This window comes from Synechococcus sp. PROS-7-1, from assembly GCF_014279795.1.
Classification (GTDB): Bacteria; Cyanobacteriota; Cyanobacteriia; order PCC-6307; family Cyanobiaceae; genus Synechococcus_C.
The window spans coordinates 574,014-590,405 of sequence record NZ_CP047945.1; the positions used below are offsets into that span (position 1 = coordinate 574,014).

General features: G+C 58.5%; 21 protein-coding genes and 1 tRNA gene. 9 read left to right on the forward strand and 13 right to left on the reverse strand.

Annotated features, from left to right (window positions below; genetic code table 11):
• Positions 1-8: 8 nt before the first annotated feature.
• From SynPROS71_RS02925 to psbB, 4 genes are all read right to left on the reverse strand, one after another.
• Positions 9-1,112: a 30S ribosomal protein S1 gene (locus SynPROS71_RS02925; protein ID WP_186596507.1), complete on the reverse strand. Its 1,104-nt coding sequence runs from the start codon at positions 1,110-1,112 to the stop codon at positions 9-11.
• A gap of 104 nt (positions 1,113-1,216) precedes the next feature.
• On the reverse strand, positions 1,217-1,693 hold the full coding sequence (nrdR, locus tag SynPROS71_RS02930) for a transcriptional regulator NrdR (protein ID WP_186596509.1): 477 nt from the start codon (positions 1,691-1,693) through the stop codon (positions 1,217-1,219).
• A gap of 116 nt (positions 1,694-1,809) precedes the next feature.
• Positions 1,810-1,905 carry a photosystem II reaction center protein T gene (locus SynPROS71_RS02935; RefSeq protein WP_006042122.1) on the reverse strand — a complete coding sequence of 32 codons (96 nt, stop codon included), beginning with the start codon at positions 1,903-1,905 and terminating at the stop codon, positions 1,810-1,812.
• A 21-nt stretch (positions 1,906-1,926) separates the two neighbouring features.
• A complete protein-coding gene (gene psbB / locus SynPROS71_RS02940; protein WP_186596510.1) occupies positions 1,927-3,486 on the reverse strand; it encodes a photosystem II chlorophyll-binding protein CP47 in 1,560 nt (519 codons plus the stop codon).
• A gap of 260 nt (positions 3,487-3,746) precedes the next feature.
• On the opposite strand from psbB, the gene SynPROS71_RS02945 reads away from it, so the two are divergent.
• Together SynPROS71_RS02945 and psbM are read left to right on the forward strand one after the other, a co-directional pair.
• Positions 3,747-4,235 (forward strand): 2Fe-2S iron-sulfur cluster-binding protein, encoded by a 489-nt coding sequence (locus SynPROS71_RS02945; protein ID WP_186596511.1) that lies wholly within the window; start codon positions 3,747-3,749, stop codon positions 4,233-4,235.
• A gap of 58 nt (positions 4,236-4,293) precedes the next feature.
• Positions 4,294-4,398, forward strand: coding sequence for a photosystem II reaction center protein PsbM (gene psbM, locus SynPROS71_RS02950; RefSeq protein ID WP_011932433.1), 105 nt, complete (start codon positions 4,294-4,296; stop codon positions 4,396-4,398).
• Positions 4,399-4,422: 24 nt separating this feature from the next.
• Here psbM and SynPROS71_RS02955 read toward each other — a convergent pair whose 3' ends face one another.
• Entirely contained in the window at positions 4,423-5,271 is an 849-nt protein-coding gene (locus tag SynPROS71_RS02955) for a universal stress protein (protein ID WP_186596512.1), read from the reverse strand.
• 52 nt (positions 5,272-5,323) lie between these two features.
• Here SynPROS71_RS02955 and SynPROS71_RS02960 point away from each other — a divergent pair, with 52 nt between their 5' ends.
• The 5 genes from SynPROS71_RS02960 (at position 5,324) to SynPROS71_RS02980 (ending at position 8,592) form a co-directional block, all read left to right on the forward strand.
• Positions 5,324-5,770 (forward strand): thioesterase family protein, encoded by a 447-nt coding sequence (locus tag SynPROS71_RS02960; RefSeq protein ID WP_186596513.1) that lies wholly within the window; start codon positions 5,324-5,326, stop codon positions 5,768-5,770.
• A gap of 116 nt (positions 5,771-5,886) precedes the next feature.
• On the forward strand, positions 5,887-6,888 hold the full coding sequence (locus tag SynPROS71_RS02965) for a DNA-processing protein DprA (RefSeq protein ID WP_255442317.1): 1,002 nt from the start codon (positions 5,887-5,889) through the stop codon (positions 6,886-6,888).
• Between the two features lie 9 nt (positions 6,889-6,897).
• Positions 6,898-7,797 (forward strand): peptide chain release factor N(5)-glutamine methyltransferase, encoded by a 900-nt coding sequence (gene prmC / locus SynPROS71_RS02970; protein ID WP_186596515.1) that lies wholly within the window; start codon positions 6,898-6,900, stop codon positions 7,795-7,797.
• A gap of 20 nt (positions 7,798-7,817) precedes the next feature.
• A complete protein-coding gene (locus SynPROS71_RS02975) occupies positions 7,818-8,417 on the forward strand; it encodes an L-threonylcarbamoyladenylate synthase (RefSeq protein ID WP_186597835.1) in 600 nt (199 codons plus the stop codon).
• 4 nt (positions 8,418-8,421) lie between these two features.
• A complete protein-coding gene (locus SynPROS71_RS02980; protein WP_186596517.1) occupies positions 8,422-8,592 on the forward strand; it encodes a hypothetical protein in 171 nt (56 codons plus the stop codon).
• A 20-nt stretch (positions 8,593-8,612) separates the two neighbouring features.
• Here SynPROS71_RS02980 and SynPROS71_RS02985 read toward each other — a convergent pair.
• From SynPROS71_RS02985 to ctpZ, 7 genes are all read right to left on the reverse strand, one after another.
• Positions 8,613-8,684: transfer RNA gene (locus SynPROS71_RS02985), tRNA-Thr, on the reverse strand.
• Positions 8,675-8,920, reverse strand: a complete 246-nt coding sequence (locus SynPROS71_RS02990; RefSeq protein WP_186596519.1) for a response regulator transcription factor — start codon at positions 8,918-8,920, stop codon at positions 8,675-8,677. The genes SynPROS71_RS02985 and SynPROS71_RS02990 overlap by 10 nt, the downstream gene beginning before the upstream one ends.
• A gap of 34 nt (positions 8,921-8,954) precedes the next feature.
• A complete protein-coding gene (gene minE / locus SynPROS71_RS02995; protein ID WP_186596520.1) occupies positions 8,955-9,236 on the reverse strand; it encodes a cell division topological specificity factor MinE in 282 nt (93 codons plus the stop codon).
• Between the two features lie 5 nt (positions 9,237-9,241).
• Positions 9,242-10,057 carry a septum site-determining protein MinD gene (gene minD, locus SynPROS71_RS03000; protein WP_186584164.1) on the reverse strand — a complete coding sequence of 272 codons (816 nt, stop codon included), beginning with the start codon at positions 10,055-10,057 and terminating at the stop codon, positions 9,242-9,244.
• Between the two features lie 33 nt (positions 10,058-10,090).
• Entirely contained in the window at positions 10,091-10,792 is a 702-nt protein-coding gene (gene minC / locus SynPROS71_RS03005; RefSeq protein ID WP_186596521.1) for a septum site-determining protein MinC, read from the reverse strand.
• An 18-nt stretch (positions 10,793-10,810) separates the two neighbouring features.
• Complete coding sequence (locus SynPROS71_RS03010) at positions 10,811-12,067, reverse strand: HD domain-containing protein (RefSeq protein ID WP_186596522.1); 1,257 nt, start codon at positions 12,065-12,067, stop codon at positions 10,811-10,813.
• Positions 12,068-13,363 carry a carboxyl-terminal processing protease CtpZ gene (gene ctpZ / locus SynPROS71_RS03015; protein WP_186596523.1) on the reverse strand — a complete coding sequence of 432 codons (1,296 nt, stop codon included), beginning with the start codon at positions 13,361-13,363 and terminating at the stop codon, positions 12,068-12,070.
• Positions 13,364-13,430: 67 nt separating this feature from the next.
• Between ctpZ and petB the strand changes: the two genes are divergently transcribed.
• Both petB and petD read left to right on the forward strand, forming a co-directional pair.
• A complete protein-coding gene (gene petB / locus SynPROS71_RS03020) occupies positions 13,431-14,087 on the forward strand; it encodes a cytochrome b6 (protein WP_006042106.1) in 657 nt (218 codons plus the stop codon).
• A gap of 75 nt (positions 14,088-14,162) precedes the next feature.
• Positions 14,163-14,645 (forward strand): cytochrome b6-f complex subunit IV, encoded by a 483-nt coding sequence (gene petD, locus SynPROS71_RS03025; protein WP_186596524.1) that lies wholly within the window; start codon positions 14,163-14,165, stop codon positions 14,643-14,645.
• Positions 14,646-14,865: 220 nt separating this feature from the next.
• Here the strand turns inward: petD and SynPROS71_RS03030 are convergent, their stop codons facing one another.
• Entirely contained in the window at positions 14,866-16,362 is a 1,497-nt protein-coding gene (locus SynPROS71_RS03030; RefSeq protein WP_186596525.1) for a glycoside hydrolase 100 family protein, read from the reverse strand.
• Positions 16,363-16,392 lie beyond the last annotated feature (30 nt).

Sequence of the window (16,392 nt, forward strand, 5' to 3'; positions counted from 1 at the left end):
TCAGCAACTCAGATCATCATCGAGCCCAGGGGCTCTTCGCCTTCCTCGGCTTGTTCAAGCAACATTTGCTTGTAACGGGCTGCCATTTCTTCGGCCTTGTCGAACACTTTCTGAGGATCGGTGAGCATGTCACCCGGCTCAGGCTCAAGGGCTTTGGTCGACAGTGAGATGCGACCACGTTCGGCATCGAGGTCGATGATCATCACCTTCATCTGATCATTCACATTGAGGACCGAGTGAGGTGTCTCAATGTGTTCGTGGCTGATCTCCGAGATGTGAAGCAGACCGCTGACGCCGCCGATGTCGATGAAAGCGCCGTAAGGCTTGATGCCCCGAACGGTTCCCACCACAACTTCGCCCACTTCCAGGCGATTCATCTTCCTCTCAACCAGCGCGCGACGGTGGCTGAGCACAAGGCGATTGCGCTCTTCGTCGACTTCGAGGAATTTGAGTGGCAGGAAATCGGCAACCAGTTCTTCTTTGGCCTTTCTGGTGCTGATGTGGGATCCGGGGATGAATCCACGCAGACCTTCCACACGCACCAAGGCACCACCGCGGTTGGTGGCAAACACCTCGGAGTAGATCGTGGCGTCTTCCTTCTGGAGTTGACGAACCCGCTCCCAAGCGCGCTGATATTCGATTCGGCGGATGGAGAGTGAGAGCTGACCATCTTCGTTCTCCTCACTCATGATGAAGAACTCGCGAATCTCGCCTGGCTGCAGCACATCGCTCAACCCTTCCACCCGGTTGATCGAGACCTCCTGAAGGGGCATGAAGGCGGCAGTTTTCGCGCCGATGTCGATCATGGCGCCCTTCGATTCCAGGGCAAACACCGTGCCGTTCACGATGTCGCCTGGCTTGAAGTTGTAGTCGTACTTACTGAGGAGGGCCGCAAACTCATCCAGCGTGAAGCCGGCGTTGTCCATGTCCCGATTTGCTGCACGACTGCTCGGGTCGTCGGCAGTGGGGATGTCGTCGGGGATGCTGAGATCCTCATCCGTGCCGAAATCAACCTGGTCGGCAACTTCCGCTGCTGCTTCGGGCACGTTGGCGAGGGCTTCAGCCGTTTCCACAGCAGGATCCTGAACGGGATCAGTGGAGGTGACAGTCATGGAGGGTTGGCGGTCTGCCCAGTGAGCAGAGCGAAGGAAACTGTTCCAGGCCCGCCGACCTGGTTCAGGCAATCCCTCACTTTACAGAGTGGAGCTGCAGCCTCTTAAACCAGTGCTTCCAGGCGTGTCTTGGAGGCGTTGATCCCTTCGAGCGTGGCGACAAAATCGCTGACACCGCTGAATTGCCTGTAAACAGAGGCAAAGCGCACATAAGCAACTTCGCTCAGTTCCTTGAGCTGCTCGAGCACTAATTCGCCGATGTCATGGCTTGAGACTTCTCGACCATTCCGTTGCTGCAAGGTCAGTTCCAGTTCATCCACAATTGTTTCGAGCCGTTCTGGGGCCAGCCCTGTTTTTTCGCACGCACGACTTAGTCCGTGAAGAAGTTTGGAGCGACTGAACGTTTCGCGGTTGCCGTTCCGTTTGATCACGGTGATCGGTACGGTCTCGACGCGTTCGTAGGTGGTGAAGCGAAACTCACAGTTCAAGCATTCCCTGCGACGCCGCACACTGCGACCTCCATCCGCTGCTCGTGACTCGAGCACGCGGCTGTCTGTGTTTTGGCAGGAAGGGCACTGCACGCCCGGTTACTCGAATGTGCACTAATCATACGGTTTGCGTCTAGGGGTGAACAGAGCAGCGGTAATTTCCCTCGAAAAACATAAAAAAACCCCGCCATTCGGCGGGGTTTGAAGGACTACTTGCCGATCTTCGGTGGATCGCGGAAGGCGATAGCGAAGAAAAGGGTGGCAATCGCAAGGGTGAGGATGAGGATGTAAGCAAAGCTTTCCATCGGATAACTCCTGGAGGGCGATTAGCTGAGCGGGGTGCCTGCCGGTGGCACATAGCCATCGGGCAGACGACGGGTGGAGCGGTCTCCCAGTTTTTGGAAGAGGCCAAATTCCACCTGTTCGCCGAGGTCTGGGTCGATACCGGCGAACACATCGCGATACAGAGTACGAGCACCGTGCCAGATATGGCCAAAGAAGAACAGCAGCGCAAAGGTGGCGTGGCCGAAGGTGAACCAGCCGCGGGGTGAACTGCGGAACGTTCCGTCGGAGTTGTAGGTCTCGCGATCAAATTCGAACGCTTCACCAAGTTGTGCCTTGCGGGCCAGACGCTTCACCTCAGCTGGATCGGTGAAGGTTTGACCATCAAGGGCACCACCAAACACCGTTGCAGTGATGCCTTGTTGTTCGAAGGAGTACTTCGCTTCGGCGCGGCGGAAGGGGATGTCGCCACGAACGATTCCATCACTGTCTTCGAGAATCACGGGGAAGTTCTCGAAGAAGTTGGGAAGACGCCTGACCTGCAATTCTCGCCCTTCTTTGTCGGTGAAGGAGATGTGGCCGAGCCATCCGGTAGGAAGACCGTCGCCATTCACCATCGGGCCGACACGGAACAAACCGCCCTTGGCAGGACTGTTGCCGACGTAGTCGTAGAAAGCGAGCTTTTCAGGAATCGAGGCGTAGGCCTCGGACGCGGTAGCGCCTTGATCCATCGCTGTTTGGACGCGACGATTGATCTCCGTTTTGAAGTAGTTCTGATCCCACTGGTAACGCGTAGGGCCGAACAGCTCAATCGGAGTAGCAGCTGCTCCGTACCACATGGTGCCAGCAACGATGAAGGCCGCGAAGAACACTGCTGCAATGGCACTGGCAAGCACCGTTTCGATGTTGCCCATCCGCAACGCCTTGTAGAGGCGTTCGGGGGGACGCGTCGTGATGTGGAAAATTCCAGCAATGATGCCGACGATTCCAGCGGCAATGTGGTGAGCAACAATGCCCCCTGGATTAAAGGGGTTGAAGCCCTCAGGACCCCACGACGGTTGCACCGGTTCGAGGTGACCTGTGATGCCGTAAGGATCTGAAATCCACATTCCAGGCCCGAACACACCAGTGAGGTGGAAGGCTCCGAAACCGAAGCAACCAAGACCGGCGAGGAGGAGGTGGATACCAAAAATCTTGGGGAGATCGAGAGCTGGCTCCCCAGTGCGGGGGTCTTGCCAGATTTCGAGGTCCCAGTAGGTCCAGTGCCAAATGGCAGCGAGCATCAGCAGGCCGCTGAACACGATGTGAGCGGCGGCAACACCTTCGAAACTCCAGAAACCTGGATCGACACCGGTGGCGCCAGTGATACTCCAACCACCCCAGCTGTCGGTCACGCCGAGGCGTGCCATGAAGGGCATCACGAACATGCCCTGACGCCACATTGGGTTCAGGACAGGATCGGACGGATCGAAGATGGCAAGTTCATAAAGGGCCATCGAGCCGGCCCAGCCGGCAACGAGGGCAGTGTGCATGAGGTGCACGGCCAAGAGGCGGCCGGGGTCGTTGATGACGACGGTGTGCACCCGATACCAGGGCAATCCCATGGGTCAGGTTCGGGGGAACGGAGCTGCAATGGCAGCCAGACCTGGCGATCGTAAGGCGTCCATCTCAGTGTGCGCGTGCCCTTGTCGCGAGCTGCAACGTCTGGAATTGGCATGGCGAGATTGGCGCTGCCCCCTTGTGGCTGTTTTCATCGCGGTTCGAATGGCTTGGCCAGGCTTCAGCAGGGGGGTTACAAATCGCAACTTCAGGCTCCAGAGTGTCGGAGCTTTGGCGCTGTCCTGCGTCGCTTCCAGGAGATTCCATGCCTGTGATCCGGTTTGTGCGTGAAGGTCGCGATGTTGAGTGCTACCCAGGCGAGAACCTCCGCGATGTAGCCCTCAGGGAGGGCATTCAGCTCTATGGCTTGAAAGGTCAGCTGGGGAACTGTGGTGGATGTGGGCAGTGCATCACCTGTTTTGTCGAGGTCAAGGGGGATCAGTCGGCCGCCAACTCCCTTTCCGGCCGTACGGCTGTGGAAGATGCCAAGCTCCGCCGCCGGCCTGAAAGCTGGAGACTCGCCTGTCAAGCTCTCGTTGAACGTTCTGTTGTGATCCTCACGAGGCCGCAGGTGTCGATGGGCGATCAGCGCCGACGCATTGAGGCAGCTCTCGGTGCACCTCTGCCGCTCGGGCCCACGGTATGGCCAGTGGTGGAAAGCAGTGAGGATGACGACGAAGAGGCTGGAGATGATGAGGATGTTCAAAATCAGTCGTCAACGGATGCTCCTGCTACACCCGGTGACGAGCCGTGATGGGTTCGCGTCGAACCCATCCAAGCGGTGATACGTTCCATCAGGTTCTCGATCGTTCATGGAAACCAACGACCTCGGTTTCGTGGCCAGCCTGCTGTTTGTGCTCGTGCCAACCGTTTTCTTGATCATTCTTTTTATCCAAACCAACAGCAAAGAGGGTTGATTCCTCCTTGCTAAAGGTTTGGATTCAGCGCCGCTCTGGTTCGCGTACAAGCAGCACAGGCGCAGGGGCATGGACCCTGATGTAGTCACTGACGGATCCCCCTAGCAGCTTGTCGAGATCAACGAGTCCCCTCGCCACGAGAGGGCGTCGATCCTGCGAAGCCAACACCACGAGATCGGCTTGAATGTTGTTTGCGGCCTGGCACACACCCTTGCCAACGTCCGCATCCGTGACATGGAGCGGGTTGAGAGTGACGCCAAGCATCCGCGCCCTTTGAACGGCCTGATCAAGCAGGGTGTCGCTAGACCCTGAGGCCCCTCGCGATGGCGTGGGTTCTGAGCGCGAAACGTGCACACCTGTGAGTTGCCCGCCAGGGATGTCTTTCACCATTTCGCAGGCCAGCCTGAGGGCGTCGTCCCCAACGCCAGTTCCGTCGATTGTCACCAAGACGCGATTGATGTGCCGCACGTAGAGGTCGTCACGAACCAGGAGCATGGGGCGTGTTGACAGCTGAAAAACGTACTGACTGGCGCTATTGCCCAGGATCGATTGCAGGCGTCCCAGGCCACGGGAGCCCATCACGATCAGATCCGCATCCAGCTCGTCAGCCACCTTGAGAACGGTCTGTTTGGCGTCTCCTTGGCGGATGATCGAGTTGACATCACTCGGGTTGAGGCCCAGCTTTTCAACAGCCTTGGCCAAGAGGCTGCCGGCCGTGGTCCAGTGCTGGTCTGAGTTGTCCTTGCTCTGTTCGGAAACCACATGCAGCAAGTTCACTCTTGCCGTCTGAAAAGCGGGCAGGTCACGCAGCATGCGGACCATCTCTTCCACGTGGCCTTTGCCGGAGTCGGCGATCAACAGGTTCTTGAACACTGCATTGCTTCAGACATGTAGCAGCCTATGGCTGTTTCATTGGTGCTTTTCGATGGTGAATGAGAGCGTTACGGCGATTCCGTTCCGCCTCGTTAAGCGTGTGCTTCCTCAGCACACTGATCACGGTGGCGTGATGTGGCACGGGGGCTATGTGGCCTGGCTGGAGGAGGCCAGGGTTGAGGCGCTCTGTGCCATTGGCTTCCCTTATGAGCGCTTTGTCGAAGCTGGGCTGGAGATGCCTGTAGTGCGTCTCGACATCCGCTACAGAGAGGCCTTGCGACTCGGTGATGAGGTTCTGCTTGAGTCATGGCCCCTGCCGCGTCATGGCGTGCGCTGGCCCTGGACAACACGCGTCATGCGATCCGGCCTGTGCGTGGTTGAGGCGAGGGTTGACTTAGCACTTGTTCAAGTCCAAGGCGCGCGGAAGGTGCTGCGACACCCTCCTGCGGAAGTGGCGGAAGTGTTCGAGACATTGACAGGCGGCAAGAGAACGCATTGAAATTAGTACATGCGTACTGATTTCTAGTGTTGGATCGCTCTTGGTGGTGGGTTTGGTCGGGTTGTCCTGGAATCGGCTCCACGCGTATGCAACAGCTCGCAAGCTTGTCTTCCGAGATGGCTTGTGGATTGGGCGATCTCTGGGATTGGCCTCTCTCCAGGTTTCGTGATGTTCTTGGATGGCCCGAGTCACTGCTTGGCTCGCTGGCGCGGTACCGCCAAGCGTGTCGATCGCCAGGCAGTGCCGCGGTTCCAGGCCATGTTTTGCTGCCGATGGATGCCTGCTGGCCAGAGTCCCTAAGTGGTCTCGATCGCCCGCCTCTTTCATTGCAGTGGTGTGGTCGCCGAGATCTTTGGCCCCTGCTCTCCAGTCGTCAGGCCGTGGCTGTGATTGGTACCCGTCGACCCTCGGTGCATGGGCTGAGAATGGCGGAGGCGCTCGGGCGGTCTCTCGCCTCGGCTGGGTGGCCAGTGGTGAGTGGGCTCGCTGAAGGCATTGATGCTGCCGTTCATCGGGCCTGTGTTCGATCCAGGGGTGTGCCCGTTGGAGTCCTCGGTACTCCGCTGCACAGGGTCTATCCCCAGGAGCATCGAGGGTTGCAGCAGTCCGTCGCAGAGACCGGGCTTCTGTTCACTGAGCTCAGGGATGACGCCAGGGTGAGAAGGTCGACGTTTGCGCTTAGGAATCGGTTGCTGGTGGCTGTCGCCAGGGCTGTTGTGATCGTTGAATGTCCCAAAGCCAGTGGTGCTTTGCATTCCGCTGCCATCGCCCAGTCGATGGGGCTTCCGCTCTGGGTGGTTCCAGGTGATGCCATGCGTCACTCCTCGCAGGGCAGTAATGCACTCCTGCAAGGGAAGGCTTCTGCTCTGGTTGATCCCATGGCGTTCATCCAAGCGCTGGGAACCGGTCCTGTCCCCTGCCAGGACTCAATGGTCAGCCCCATGACACGGAAACCTTCAACAGAGAAGCTCCTCCAGCAGGTGAATGACGGTGCCACTCTCGAGCAAATGGCGATGCGTCTTCAGGAGGATCCTCAGCACATCGCCAAGAGCTTGCTGCAATTAGAGATTGAAGGCGTCGTGACAGCGATGCCTGGCCTGCGCTGGCGCTCCCTCTAGGTTCTGCCCATGCAAACAACGCGTTGCTCAGGCCAAGACCTGCTCGCTTGGCGCCAATCCCAGCTTGCCCAGGGGGGGCGGGCTGTTGATTTCGACTGGCTGCTGATGATGCAGGGCGATCTGAGCTGGGCTGCATTGCAGAAGATGCGAATCCTGCCGGAATCAACCGTTCAGCTCGCTGCATCCTTCAACGAGCTGGAATTGTTGTGGCATCGGCATGTCACGGAGCATGTTCCTCTTCAGCATCTGGTGGGACGGTGTCCATGGCGTGATGTGGAGTTGCAGGTCAGCCCAGGAGCGCTGATCCCGCGCCAGGAGACTGAGTTGCTGATTGACCTAGCTCTGCACTGCCTGACGCTCTCGGATCCAAAGACTTGTTCGCAGGCAGGTGTCTGGGCTGATCTTGGAACCGGAAGTGGTGCCTTGGCTGTCGCGCTCGCCCGATCTCTGCCCCGCTGGAAAGGGCATGCTGTCGATCTCAGCGCCGAGGCCCTTGAGCTCGCGCGTTTGAATTTGCGATCATTCGCGCCCTCGCCCTGTTGCACGCTGCACTTGGGCAGCTGGTGGGAGCCATTGCGTCATTTGTGGGGCAACTTGCATCTGGTGCTTTCGAATCCTCCTTACATCCCCCGCGCTCAGTTGCTTGGTCTCGAGCCGGTGGTTCGCGACCATGAACCTCATCTCGCCCTCTCGGGGGGTGATGACGGGCTGGACTGCTGTCGAGCGATCATTGATGAAGCGCCAAGGGCTCTGGCTCCAGGGGGATGGCTTTTGCTGGAGCATCACCACGACCAGAGCGAGGATGTTTTGTTGCTGCTGCGCAATGCAGGTCTTGATGCTGTTCAGGCCCGCCCCGACCTTCAGGGTGTGATGCGTTTCGCTTTGGCACAGCGTCCCTTGCGAGGGTGAGAACTTTCCAGGCGATGGTGATGATGCCTTTGGATGCACAACTGATGGCAGTCGATGCGATTGCCAGGCACCTGCACGGCGGGGGTGCTGCACTCATGCCGACGGATACGCTTCCGGCGTTGGCATGCTCTCCTCCCTCTGCGGCCCAGATCTGGACTCTGAAACAACGCCCGCAGGACAAACCCTTGATCCTGATGGCGGCAGAGGTCAGCGATCTTCTCGACCTCACCACTGACAGCGCGAGGGTGGATGCTCTCCCTCTGGTCGATCGTTATTGGCCTGGACCGCTCACGTTGGTTCTGCCTGCCGAGGGGGCGCTGACGCACCACCTCAATCCCGGTCAAGACACGCTTGGCATGAGGATTCCTGCTTGTGCCTTGACCCGATCTCTCCTGGCCAGGAGCGGCCCCTTGGCCACAACGAGTGCCAACCGATCCGGTGCAACTCCCAATTGCAGCGCTGAACAGGCGGCCGCGGCGTTCCCTGACCTCCCCTTGCTTGGCCCTTTGCCGTGGCCCCAACCATCGGGTCTGGCTAGCACCGTTCTGAAGTGGACATCCCCGGGGTGCTGGCAGATGCTTCGTCAGGGCGCTGTGATGGTTCCAGACGGCAGCGCCTAACGCGATGATCTGGTTGATAGCGCTCGTGCTTTTTCTCCAGACAGCCTTTCACTGGCTTCTTGAGCCAGTGATTCGTCTATTCACGCCGCTGTTCGAGCTCAACGTGCTGCCTTGGTTGTTCGCTTTCATCGGGGTGTGGCTCCTTGCTGGGCACCGCAATCGCGATCTCCCTTGAAGGATCTATTCCCGTTTGGAAGCCGGCTGACGGATTTGAACCGACGGCCTTCGCTTTACAAAAGCGCTGCTCTACCGCTGAGCTAAGCCGGCATTGGGGGAAGTTTACCGATGGGTTGACCGTGGGGCTCTGGTGTCTGCTTCAGCCACCAGAGAACAAGTTCCAATCGCGACCGGCAGCCTGTTTTCATGAGCGCATGGCTGATATGACTCTCGATGGTTCGGATGCTGACCATCAAGGTCTCTGCCATGGCTTTGTTTGACATGCCATGGAGAAGCAGCTGAATCACTCCGATCTCGGCCTGGGTGAGGTTGGGTGAATGGACCATGCCGTTGGCTCTCGCTCTCGCGAGGATTCCACGGTCAACTGCCAGGTTTGGTCGAAGCCATGGATCGCCTGATCGGCAGATTGGCCACAAGAGCTGTCACGCGATCTTCAGTTTCAAGAGTGACGTCACCCTCTTCAAGGTCGATATCCACGTATTTGGCCACGACCTCGAAAATTTCCCGGCGCATCTGATCCAACTGCTCGGGACTCAGATCGCTGCGATCGTGAGCGAGCACGAGCTGGAGGCGTTCTCTGGCCGTGGTGGCACTGGCCGGCTGGCGACCAAGAATTCGATCCAGAAGGTCCTGAAGTGTCATGGCGTTCAGAAGATCTTGGTTTGCATCAGTCGGCGAACCTTGGCACGCAGTCCTGTTCGCCCTTCCCGTGCGGGATCCATCAATGGCACGTCCTCACCCTGCAGGCGTCGGGCGATGTTTGTGTAAGCCCTTGCTGCAGGAGACGCGCTGCCGTTGAGTGTGAGTGGCTCACCTCGGTTCGTGCTCACAATCACTTGCTCATCTTCGAGAACGAGGCCCAGGAGTGGAAGCGCAAGGATGTCGGTGACATCGTCCACAGCAAGCATCTCTTGATTGGCCATCATCCGGGGGCGAACCCGGTTGAGGACGAGCTGCACGGGGGTGACCCCTCGCGTGTTCAGTAGGCCGATCACACGATCTGCATCCCGCACCGCGGACACTTCGGGCGTTGTGATCACGATCGCTTCTTTGGCCGCGGCCGCAGCATTCTTGAATCCGTCTTCGATGCCCGCAGGACAATCGATCAGGACGTAATCGAAGCGCTCGGAGAGCATGCCGACGATGGCCTGCATGTCCTCCGGTTTCAGCCACTCGAGCATCCGTGGGTTGCCGGCGGGAAGCAAGGCAAGATTCGGTTCCTGCTTGTGCTTCACCAAGGCTTGGTCCAGGCGGCATGTTTCAGCCAGCACTTCCTGGGCTGTGTACACGATCCTGTTCTCTAGGCCGAGGAGCAGGTCAAGGTTTCGCAGTCCAAAATCAGCATCCAGCACCACAGTGCGTGCACCCTGCCTGGAGAGTGCGATGCCGAGATTGGCAGTGAGCGTTGTTTTGCCAACGCCTCCTTTGCCTGAGCAGATCAGGATCGTTCGCGAAATCGTCACGGGGTCCCGGTTGGTGCGGCCACATTAATGGCTTCAATCGGCTGAAAAACTTTTCCGCTGATTCGCTTGATCATCCAGGAACGGTGGCTGGGCCGCTTCGATGGCGATGTCGCCATCGCGGATGCAAGCCTGTTCAGCCTGTCCGGGCATGGGGGGCTCTTCCGGTCCTCTGGCGACAAGATCAGCAATGCGCAGCTGCAACGGCCTGAGCTGCAGCGCAATGATCCGTGCTGATGGGTTTCCAGCGGCCCCGGCATGGGCGCGTCCACGCAGGCGGCCCCAGATGTAAACGTCGCCATTCGCCGTAACAGACGCTCCTGGGTTCACATCCCCGATGACCAGCGCATGCCCCTCGCTGCTGAGGTGATCCCCGGATCGAAGCGTGCCCCGGTGAATCCGCAGGTCTCCGCGCCTGTCACTGGTTTCGGTTTCTCCGGTTTCTTCTTTCGTGTCTGCCTTTGGCCGCTGGCTTGTTGGCAGGCCAAGGGCAGCGGCTCCGATCTGCGTTGTGGGGCAGTGGGTGATGACCTGCTGCACCGTGTACCCCTCGTGTTCGAGCGCGTCCATCAGTTCAGTGAGCTCTCGACAACCCATGGACCAGTCACCCATGTCGAGGTCGATCGATCCCGCCGGCAGAGACTCCCGCTGGTCTGGAAGCCACTGGTGCCAGTGACAACTCCGGTGGGGGGGGAGGATCAGGACACGTCGGGCCCGTGAAGGGGACGCAGCTTTCATGGCCAGACGTTACCCCCTTCAGAGAGGCGAGACCTCCTGTCTCACCCTGGCCTTCAGCTCGGCAGCAATCTCCCGGGGGTGGATCAACCAGGCCGATTCCGCGGGGGTGGCCAAGCTGCTCACGAGTGCCGACTCCTGCTCTAGGGCCCGCAGACTGTGCCCATCCCAGAGCCGGAGACCTCCTCGGTAGGGGTGATAGCCGTGGAGCTGGTGTTGCCGAAGCCCGCAGCAGAGGGTGGGGTCCAGTCCGACTGATTCCGACATCGTCTGTGCAGCAGCAAGCAGTTCCAGACGATCGGAGGTGTGGAGTGAGCTCACATCCAGGGCTTTCAGCAGCTGGCGATTGAGAAAGCGATCGCAGAGGCTTGCCAGGGGGGCAGGGGCTTCAGCCTGCCAGCGCTGAAGGTGATAGCCGATACGAAGGTCGTCATTGGCGAGGTAGCTGTTGAGATCAAGTCGTTCGGTTTCCCACAGCCAGCGGTGCATCGTGGAATCCGTCCAGATGCGATCTGGACCGAGATGGCGGGCCTCCTGAATGAGACGCTCCAGCAGCCAGTTGCACATCACGTTCAGCCGGTGGTTGTAAACGCTGCGGTACATCAGGTTGCGAACCACCAGATAGTGCTCCACCGCCATCAATCCCTTCGGGTGAATGGCCAGCTCTCCATCAGGAGCAAGGGTGATAGCCGCAAGAATGCGATCGAGGTCAAGCTGCCCATACCGGGCACCGGTGCTGTAGCTGTCCCTCAGGAGATAGTCGAGGCGATCACAATCCAGCTGGCTGCTGACCAGGGATTTGATCACCCCGCGTTCCGCCTGGCCATGTTCGAGGAGATCTGCGACCGCATCAGCGGTGCCCGAGGCGTAATTGTCGAGGGAATCCCGGATCTGAGGATGCTCCCGGATCACCCGCGCTGACCACTGCTCGTGGTGGGTGCCGAACATCTCTTCCCCGGTATGGCTCAGCGGGGCATGCCCGAGATCGTGCAGCAGAGCGGCTCCGTAGAGAACACCCCGTTGCTGCTCGAGTGAGGGATCCAGCGTTTTGAGCCTCTCCATCGCCCGCCGTGCGATGGAAAACACCCCAAGGGAATGGGTGAATCGACTCGACTCGGCGCCATGGAATGTGAGAAAGGCAGGTCCGAGCTGCCGGATTCGACGCAACCGTTGAAAGGGTGATGAGTCCACCAGTGAAAGCACCATGGCTTCCGCTGGATCGTTCGCATCGAGGCTGATGCCTCGATGCAGTGGGTCGTGGTACGTGCGGGAAGCCATTCAGGTTGGTTCCGATGCCACATCCGTGCTGTCCAGAGGCTGGGTCTGATCGATCGGATTCTCCTGTTCGATCAGTGCCTGCAGCACTCGCTCGGCGTCATTCAGCCAGCGATCGCCTTCGCCTCCCGGGTTAAGGGGCTCCGGTTGATCCAGGACCCGGTCGGGTTGGATGCCTTGCCCTTGGATGTCCCGTCCGCTCGGGGTGACGTAACCCGCCACCGTGACAGCAAGACCACTGCCATCGCTCAGGTTGGTGAGGGTCTGAATCAATCCCTTTCCGAATGTCTTCTCTCCAAGCAAAAGAGACCGACCGTCATCCTGGAGTGCGCCAGCCAGGATTTCACTGGCGCTTGCGGTCCCACTGTTGACCAGGGTCACCATTGGTCCGCTGTACAGCTCCCCAGGACCAGCCTGAATGGGGTCGGCGATTCCGTCGCGATTGCGTGTTTCCACGATCGGCTCCTGATCCAGGAACACATCAGCCACTGCCAGACCGGCGCTCACCAAGCCACCAGAGTTGTTTCGGAGATCCAGCACGAGCCCCTCAACGTTCTTGTCGGAAAGCTCTTCGAGTGCTTCCCTCACCTGGGAAGGAACCCCTTCACTGAACTGCGTGATGCGCAGGTAGCCGAGGGTGTGAGCATCACTGCGCAGGCGGCGTGTTCTCACAGGGCGAAGGTCGATGGTTCGCCTTTCAAGACTGATCTCTTCAGGTTCTCCCTGGGGGGGCATCAACGTCACCAGCACCTGGCTGCCCACGGCTCCCCGAAGACGCGCTGCGGTCGCTTCCAGCCCAAGACCCTCAACACGTTCGCCATCCACGGCAAGGATCTCTGTTCCGCTGACAACACCGGCATCGGCCGCAGGTGAGCCCTCCAGAGGGGCAATCACCACGATGGAGTCCCCGTCAGGTGGATGTCCGAGCTGCAATCCCACCCCGCTGAGGCTTCCCTCGTTGCTGGCTTTCATCACGCTGTAGTCGTCAGGCCTGAGCAACCGCGTGTAGGGGTCATTCAGCGGCTGCAGCATGGTTTCGATGGCGCTGTAGGCCTGCTCACTGGTCTCGATGGTGTTTTCCAGTGCTTTCTGACGCAGCCGCTTCCAGCGGATTGTTTCGAACGTCTCGGGATCGACATAGCTCTGATTCACAAGACGCCAGCTCTCCACCACCAGCTGCTGTGCGTCATTAAGGGCGAGGGCCTGAGGTGCGGTCAGCAGGCTGATCAACATGCCGATGAACAGCCCAGATGCAAGGCGTTGCAACTGATCTGACCAGCTGTTAACAGTCGGCAACATTGGCTTCATTCTTGCGCGCCTCCCAGAGTGTCGTCGGTAGACTCTCGCAATCCAAGCCCATAACTGCATGGCGAACTCCTCACCCGTCTACGACTGGTTCCAGGAACGTCTTGAAATTCAGGACATTGCTGACGACATCAGCAGCAAGTACGTGCCCCCCCACGTCAACATCTTTTATTGCCTGGGTGGCATCACATTGGTTTGCTTCCTGATCCAGTTCGCCACTGGGTTTGCGATGACCTTCTATTACAAGCCCACTGTTGCTGAGGCGTACAGCTCCGTTCAGTACCTCATGACTGACGTGAGCTTCGGATGGTTGATCCGTTCGGTGCATCGCTGGAGCGCCTCGATGATGGTGCTGATGCTGATCCTGCATGTTTTCCGTGTGTATCTCACCGGAGGCTTCAAGCGTCCTCGTGAGCTCACCTGGGTGACCGGAGTGACAATGGCCGTGATCACGGTTTCTTTCGGAGTCACTGGATACTCCCTTCCCTGGGATCAGGTTGGCTACTGGGCTGTGAAGATCGTGTCCGGTGTGCCGGCTGCCATCCCTGTGGTGGGAGATTTCATGGTTGAGCTGCTCCGTGGTGGCGAGAGTGTGGGGCAGTCAACGCTGACGCGTTTCTACAGCCTGCACACCTTCGTGATGCCTTGGCTGCTTGCTGTCTTCATGCTCATGCACTTCCTGATGATCCGGAAGCAGGGCATTTCTGGTCCGTTGTGATCCGTTTCAGTCTCTGATCGTTTCTGATCAGAAGATTCAGGTCTGTCTAAGGTTTTTTTCATCTCCTGCTGATCCATGCACATTCTCAAGAAGCCGGATCTAACAGATCCCAAGATGCGCGCCAAGCTCGCCAAGGGCATGGGACACAACTATTACGGAGAGCCGGCCTGGCCGAACGATCTCCTCTACATCTTCCCTGTCGTCATCCTCGGAACCATTGCTTGCGTTGTGGGTCTTGCAGTTCTTGACCCCGCAATGCTGGGTGACAAGGCGGATCCCTTTGCCACGCCTCTGGAAATTCTTCCCGAGTGGTACCTGTATCCGGTCTTCCAGATCTTGCGTGTAGTCCCCAACAAGCTGCTGGGAATTGCTCTGCAAACTCTGGTTCCTTTGGGACTGATGCTGGTTCCTTTCATCGAAAGCTTTAATAAGTTCCAGAATCCTTTCCGCCGTCCCGTGGCCATGGCTGTATTCCTGTTCGGAACCGTCACCACGATCTACCTCGGTATTGGTGCTGCTCTCCCCATCGATAAATCGCTCACCCTCGGACTGTTCTGATTACCTGAATACCTGAGGTTGATTGAAAGCCCGGTCGAAGACCGGGCTTTTTTGTGAGTGCGATCACTGTCTGGGTTTGATCGGTTGCTTCAGATGCCTGGTTTAGCGCTTGTCATCTTGATCTTGTTAAGCGATTGGCTGAGCAACGGGGCAGCAAGCCGTTTTCAAGCATTGAATTCACGGTCATTGGACCCCCACTGGGCTTGGCTTGTCTGGCGGTTTATGGGTTGTGGCTCGTCTGACTCTCGTGCGAGTCCGGATCCGGAACAGCTCCCTCATCGAGGTCGAGCAAGAGAACATCATCGGGATTAACCCGTAAAAAATGATGGAGGAGGAGAAAGCCAACGATGGTCCAGGTCTGATAGGTCCTTGATTGCTGTCCGACCCAGGTGCCCGTTGGACCATCGAAGTATTCAGCCCATTGTTGCCGGGGCAACTGGTTGAGATGACTCCAATAGCACTCTTCGAGCAATGCTTTCATCTGCCCCATGAGCAACACATCAGCATGGGGGTGGCGGCGCTCATGCAGCAGGATGGAACTGCCGAAAAACCAGAGAAGGCTTGGCCAGTGCCCACCGTTGTGGTAGCTCCAGGGCCAGTTTTTGGGGTCGGATCCGGTTTTGTTCTGCCATTCCAGGCTTTCCATCGGGGGATGGCAGATGCGCATCGGCATTTCGGCCATCAGGTGATCACGGTTGTGCAGCGTCAGTCGAAACAGAGCGCGCTGTTGCGGAGCCGTGAGCAGTCCGAACAAACAGCCCAGTGAGTTGCCAAGGCTGTAGAAGCGGAAGTCGGGTCGGCCCGTGCGTATGTTTCCGATCAGGTACCCACCGCGGTTTTCAAGCCAGTCCTGCAGCCAGTCGGGGATCACCTGAGGCTGAACATTGAATTCGTTTTGGTGCTGGTTGTCTCCGTACTGTTCCGTAGGCCGTCGCCTCAGCACCTGCATGGTTTTGCTTGTGACCCAGTAGTGCTTGAGCAGAAACTGCCGCAGGTCATGAACCCACTGCCGGGTCAGAACAAGCCGTTGATCCAGCAGCCGGCTGCTTTGATGTTTTCGCCCCAGCTCCATGAGCTGGGCACAGCAGCGCAGTGAGCCATAAAGGAGAACTTCCACTTCAAGCGGAGCTCCCCAAACGTCCATCGGACGGTCAATCATGAAGGCACAGTCCGGCACGAACAGAACCGGTGTGCCTTCAAAGGTTGGGTGCAGTACAAGGTCGAGCAGCAGTTGCACCCCGCGTTGAACTGCTTGGCTGGAGGCGAAGTCCTCGTCACCACTGGACTTCACATACATCCAGCACAGCACGGGCCACCAAAGACTGGCGTCAACAGATGTGATGCGACCAATGGAGCGCTGTCCGTAGTCAGCGATCAGTTGACCGTTCTCTTCGACGAAGCTTGTGGGGAAAACCCCTCGGGTTTGATACGTGGTGCTTTGTAGATCAAGGCAGATACTCAGGAACTGCTTGACGATGTCGAAACGTTTCTGCGTGAGCAGGTAGACCATCACCGGCACGTTGTCGCGCAGGAAGATTTCGCCATAGTTGAGGGCTTCGTCGTGCCGTGGGTGCTCGAGGGCCGCGACGCTTCCAGCGAGCTGCCCGCGCACAGGAATCAGCGTGCGTTCGAAATGCTCGCGGGCTTTGAGAACGACCTGATCCTCTTTGGAACTCGGGCGCACCCTTTGGTTCTGTTGGCTGAACCGTCCGGCCATGGTTCTCCTCCGGAGATCCCCGAAACCTAG

Excerpts from the sequence above, each read along its gene's own strand:
- SynPROS71_RS02925 (WP_186596507.1), bottom strand. The coding sequence starts at position 1,112 with ATGACTGTCACCTCCACTGATCCCGTTCAGGATCCTGCTGTGGAAACG.
- SynPROS71_RS02935 (WP_006042122.1), bottom strand. The coding sequence starts at position 1,905 with ATGGAAAGCTTTGCTTACATCCTCATCCTCACCCTTGCGATTGCCACC.
- psbB (WP_186596510.1), bottom strand. The coding sequence starts at position 3,486 with ATGGGATTGCCCTGGTATCGGGTGCACACCGTCGTCATCAACGACCCC.
- SynPROS71_RS02945 (WP_186596511.1), top strand. The coding sequence starts at position 3,747 with ATGCCTGTGATCCGGTTTGTGCGTGAAGGTCGCGATGTTGAGTGCTAC.
- psbM (WP_011932433.1), top strand. The coding sequence starts at position 4,294 with ATGGAAACCAACGACCTCGGTTTCGTGGCCAGCCTGCTGTTTGTGCTC.
- SynPROS71_RS02960 (WP_186596513.1), top strand. The coding sequence starts at position 5,324 with ATGGTGAATGAGAGCGTTACGGCGATTCCGTTCCGCCTCGTTAAGCGT.
- SynPROS71_RS02965 (WP_255442317.1), top strand. The coding sequence starts at position 5,887 with ATGGCTTGTGGATTGGGCGATCTCTGGGATTGGCCTCTCTCCAGGTTT.
- prmC (WP_186596515.1), top strand. The coding sequence starts at position 6,898 with ATGCAAACAACGCGTTGCTCAGGCCAAGACCTGCTCGCTTGGCGCCAA.
- SynPROS71_RS02975 (WP_186597835.1), top strand. The coding sequence starts at position 7,818 with ATGATGCCTTTGGATGCACAACTGATGGCAGTCGATGCGATTGCCAGG.
- SynPROS71_RS02980 (WP_186596517.1), top strand. The coding sequence starts at position 8,422 with ATGATCTGGTTGATAGCGCTCGTGCTTTTTCTCCAGACAGCCTTTCAC.
- SynPROS71_RS02990 (WP_186596519.1), bottom strand. The coding sequence starts at position 8,920 with ATGGTCCATTCACCCAACCTCACCCAGGCCGAGATCGGAGTGATTCAG.
- minE (WP_186596520.1), bottom strand. The coding sequence starts at position 9,236 with ATGACACTTCAGGACCTTCTGGATCGAATTCTTGGTCGCCAGCCGGCC.
- minC (WP_186596521.1), bottom strand. The coding sequence starts at position 10,792 with ATGAAAGCTGCGTCCCCTTCACGGGCCCGACGTGTCCTGATCCTCCCC.
- SynPROS71_RS03010 (WP_186596522.1), bottom strand. The coding sequence starts at position 12,067 with ATGGCTTCCCGCACGTACCACGACCCACTGCATCGAGGCATCAGCCTC.
- ctpZ (WP_186596523.1), bottom strand. The coding sequence starts at position 13,363 with ATGTTGCCGACTGTTAACAGCTGGTCAGATCAGTTGCAACGCCTTGCA.
- petB (WP_006042106.1), top strand. The coding sequence starts at position 13,431 with ATGGCGAACTCCTCACCCGTCTACGACTGGTTCCAGGAACGTCTTGAA.
- petD (WP_186596524.1), top strand. The coding sequence starts at position 14,163 with ATGCACATTCTCAAGAAGCCGGATCTAACAGATCCCAAGATGCGCGCC.
- SynPROS71_RS03030 (WP_186596525.1), bottom strand. The coding sequence starts at position 16,362 with ATGGCCGGACGGTTCAGCCAACAGAACCAAAGGGTGCGCCCGAGTTCC.